The 3,967-nt window shown below is 67.9% G+C and carries 5 protein-coding genes; all 5 read left to right on the forward strand.

Annotated elements, in window-relative coordinates; translation table 11 throughout:
- On the forward strand, positions 1–515 hold a 515-nt coding region (locus DXC67_RS06100; RefSeq protein WP_199410646.1), incomplete at its 5' end, for an aminotransferase class I/II-fold pyridoxal phosphate-dependent enzyme.
- Positions 508–2,007, forward strand: a complete 1,500-nt coding sequence (locus DXC67_RS06105) for a cobyric acid synthase (protein ID WP_233503188.1) — start codon at positions 508–510, stop codon at positions 2,005–2,007. The genes DXC67_RS06100 and DXC67_RS06105, both read left to right, overlap by 8 nt.
- Positions 2,004–2,519 (forward strand): cob(I)yrinic acid a,c-diamide adenosyltransferase, encoded by a 516-nt coding sequence (locus DXC67_RS06110; RefSeq protein WP_117637731.1) that lies wholly within the window; start codon positions 2,004–2,006, stop codon positions 2,517–2,519. Before DXC67_RS06105 ends, DXC67_RS06110 begins: the two co-directional genes overlap by 4 nt.
- Entirely contained in the window at positions 2,520–3,161 is a 642-nt protein-coding gene (locus DXC67_RS06115) for a precorrin-8X methylmutase (protein WP_117637732.1), read from the forward strand.
- Positions 3,158–3,931 carry a precorrin-6A reductase gene (cobK, locus tag DXC67_RS06120; protein WP_117629344.1) on the forward strand — a complete coding sequence of 258 codons (774 nt, stop codon included), beginning with the start codon at positions 3,158–3,160 and terminating at the stop codon, positions 3,929–3,931. The genes DXC67_RS06115 and cobK overlap by 4 nt, the downstream gene beginning before the upstream one ends.
- Positions 3,932–3,967: the final 36 nt, after the last annotated feature.

Here is a 3,967-nt window from a genome sequence, read left to right on the forward strand (position 1 = left end):
TGCGGTTGGGATATCTGATCAGCGGAAACGCCCAACTCATCGAGGGGATTCGCCGGGCGGGGCAGGCGTGGCCCGTCTCCTCGGTCGCCGAGGCCGCGGGCATCGCCGCCCTGGAAGACGTTGAATACGTCTCGCGCACGCGCGACGTATTGGCAGGCGAGCGAGCGTGGCTTTCCCACGAGCTCTCCTCGCTCGGGCTTTCCGTCGTGCCGTCGGATGCGAACTTCCTTTTAGTCCGCACGCCGGCGAAAGACATCCCCGAGCGCCTGTATAATCAAGGTGTTTTGGTCCGCACGTGCGACTCGTTTTCAGTACTGTCCCGTTTTTGGTGCCGCGTCGCGGTGCGCACGCACAAGGAGAACGCCCGGCTTGCGATGGCGTTCAGCCGCGCGCTTCGGGCGGAAGGTGCATCGGGCGAAGGCGAACCCGACGAACGGGGCGGCGCTTCTTGCGGCGGCGCTATGGCGGGCGCGGATGGCCGAGGCTTGGCGAAGGAGGTCGATACCCGTGGGTAGGGCCAAGCCCATCATGATCCAGGGCACCATGTCGAACGCAGGGAAGAGCCTGCTTGCGGCGGGGCTGTGCCGCGTGCTTTCGCAGGACGGCCTACGCGTGACTCCCTTCAAGAGCCAGAACATGGCACTCAACAGCGGTGTCACGGCCGACGGGCTCGAGATGGGGCGCGCCCAGATCATGCAGGCCGAGGCGTGCGGCATCGCGCCCGACGTGCGCATGAACCCCATCCTTCTCAAGCCCGAAAGCGACCACCGAAGCCAGCTCATCGTGGCCGGCAAGGCGCAGGGAGCCTTCGCTGCGAGGGACTACTTCGCGCGAAAGAAGGCGCTCATGCCGCAGATTTTGGAGGCGTTCGATTCGCTCGCTGAGGAAAACGACGTCATCGTCATCGAGGGCGCCGGCAGCCCCGCCGAAATCAACCTTGCCGAAAACGACATCGTCAACATGGGGCTCGCGCGCGCCGTGTCCTCCCCCGTGCTGCTCGCGGGCGACATCGACCCAGGCGGGGTGTTTGCCCAGCTCTACGGCACGGTCGCGCTCCTTGCGCCCGAGGACCGCGCGCTTTTGCGGGGGCTTGTGGTGAACAAGTTCCGCGGCGATGTGGAAATCCTGCGCCCGGGTTTGGCCCCGCTCGAGAAGATGTGCGGGGTTCCCGTCGTGGGAGTCGTGCCGTATCTTACGCTCGACCTGGACGACGAGGACTCGCTCGCGCCGCGCCTATCTGCCCGCGAGGCGCGCGGCGTCATCGACGTCGCCGTCGTGCGTCTTCCGCATCTGTCGAACTTCACCGACTTCGACCCGCTTTCGCGCGTGCCCGGCGTGGGCGTGCGCTACGTTTCCTCGACGACCGATCTGGGCCGACCCGACCTGGTGGTGCTCCCCGGCTCGAAGACCACGCTCGACGACGCGCGCTGGCTTGCGGCTAGCGGCATCGGAGCCTGTGTACGCGCGCTTTCGGGCGCGGGCACGCCGGTGCTCGGCATATGCGGAGGCTACCAGCTTTTGGGAGACGAGCTTTCCGACCCGCACGGCAGGGAAGGCGCTGGCACCGCGCGCGGGCTCGGGCTCATCCCTGCAAGTACGGTGTTCAAGGAGGAAAAGCGCCTCGCCCAGTCGGCACTGCGCATCACGGGCGCCCAAGGCGCGTTCTCGGTGTGGAACGGCATGACGGCGCGCGGGTACGAGATTCACGACGGCGAAACGACCGTCTCCTGCGCTCCTGCGGGCACGATTGGCGGCAAACCAGAAGGCGCGGCCTGCGGAAACGTGTTCGGAACCTATCTCCACGGCCTGTTCGACGAACCGGGGGTTGCGCTCGCCCTCGCGCGCTCGCTCGCGCGCATGCGCGGCCTGCCCGAGAGCGTCGTGGGTGCTGCGGGCGCGTCGTCCGCGGCCGATCACCGTGCACGCGAGTTTGACCGCCTGGCCGACGTCGTGCGCGGGGCGCTCGACATGGAGTATGTCTACCGCATTATCGAGGAGGGCGTATGATCCACGTGTATCATGGCGACGGCAAAGGCAAGACCACGGCGGCGATGGGCCTCGCCCTTCGCATGCTCGCTGCAGGCCGCCGCGTCGTCGTCGTGCAGTTCCTGAAAGACGGCGAAAGCGGGGAGGTGCGCCTGCTCGCTGAGCATTTCGGCGTGCCCGTGTTCGCGGGGAAGGCGTCGGACAAGTTTACCTGGTCGATGACGTCGGAAGAACTTGCCGCGACGTGCGAGCTGCACGATGGGAACCTCGCTTCCGCGCTCGCCGAGCTCGAGGGCGCGCAAGAGGGGCTGCTCGTGCTCGACGAGGCGCTCGACGCGCTTTCGAAGGGGCTTGTCGACGAGGCGCTCGTGGACCGCGCGCTCGATATGTCCGCGCGCGGCGTCGAAGTAGCGCTCACCGGGCGCGCGCCTTCCCGCAAGATCGTGGAGAAGGCCGACTACATAACCGAGATGCGGTGCGAGAAACACCCCTACTCTCAGGGGATATGTGCAAGGGAAGGAGTGGAGTACTAGATGGATTCCAAGGAGATGGCGCCCGGCGACATCGAGCGGCGCAGCTTCGAGATCATCACCGAAGAGCTCGGCGGCCGCACGTTCCCGCCGCTCGAAGAGCCCGTCGTGAAGCGCGTCATCCACACCACTGCCGACTTCTCGTACGCCGATTCTCTCGTGTTCGCCCATGACGCCGCGCACTGTGCGCTCGACGCACTGCGCGCAGGGGCCACGGTGCTCACCGACACGAACATGGCGCTCGCAGGCATAAGCAAGCCCGCGCTCGCGAAGCTCGGCTGCAAGGCCGTGTGCTTCATGGCCGACCCCGATGTCGCCGCGGCTGCGCGCGCCGCGGGCACGACTCGCGCCGTTGCGAGCATGGACAAAGCTTGCGGCATCGAGGGTCCGCTCATCGTGGCCGTCGGCAACGCTCCCACAGCACTTCTGCGCCTCGCCGAGCTCATGGACGCGGGAAAGATCGCGCCCGCGCTCGTCGTTGGGGTGCCGGTCGGGTTTGTGAACGTGGTCGAGGCGAAAGAGGAGCTAGTCGCACGACGCGTGCCGGCCATCGTCGCGAGGGGTCGCAAGGGCGGCTCGACCGTGGCGGCTGCCATTATGAACGCGCTGCTCTACCAGATCACGCGCACAGGCGGCCCGAAGTGACGGCTCCCGCATCCGCGCCGGCGCTGCGCATCTTCGCCGGCACCACCGAGGGCCGCCTTCTGTGCGAATGGGCGAGCGGGGCGGGCATCCCCGCCCGTGCCTACGCGGCAACAGAGTACGGAGGCGAACTTTTGGGCGAGCTTCCGGGCATCGAGGTGCATGCGGGCAGGCTCGACGAGGCCGACATGGAGCGCGAGCTTTCCGGCGCGCGCATCGTCGTCGACGCCACGCACCCCTTCGCTACGCTCGCAAGCGGCAACATCCGGGCCGCTTCGCTCGCCGTGGGTGCACGATGCCTGCGCCTTGCGCGCCCGGTCGAGGCGCTGCCCAAAGGCGTCGTGTCGGTCGCGTCGATCGCCTGCGCGGCGCGCTTTCTCTCCGAGAACCCGGGTCGCGCTCTTCTCACGACGGGGAGCAAGGAGCTTGCTCCCTACACGCGCGTCGCCGATTTCGCGGAGCGCTTCTTCGTGCGCGTGCTCCCGCTGCCCGGTGCTATAACGAAGTGCATCGACGCGGGGTTTTCGCCGTCGCACGTCATCGGCATGCAGGGGCCCTTCACCCGCGAGCTCAACGAGGCGATGCTTCGGCAGGTGGGCGCCCAGTGGCTTGTGACCAAGGACTCGGGAACCGTAGGCGGCACGGCCGAGAAGCTCGCCTCCGCGCGCGACGTGGGAGCGCGCTGCATCGTGGTCACCCGTCCCGCCGAGGGAGGCGGGGCCCTTTCGCTTCGGGAAGTGGAAGACGCGCTCTTACGGGAGTTCGCGCGCTAGGCGCTTGCCGCGCCCGCGCGCCCCCCCGCCCCCGCG

This window comes from Collinsella sp. TF07-1, assembly GCF_003437235.1.
GTDB lineage: Bacteria > Actinomycetota > Coriobacteriia > Coriobacteriales > Coriobacteriaceae > Collinsella.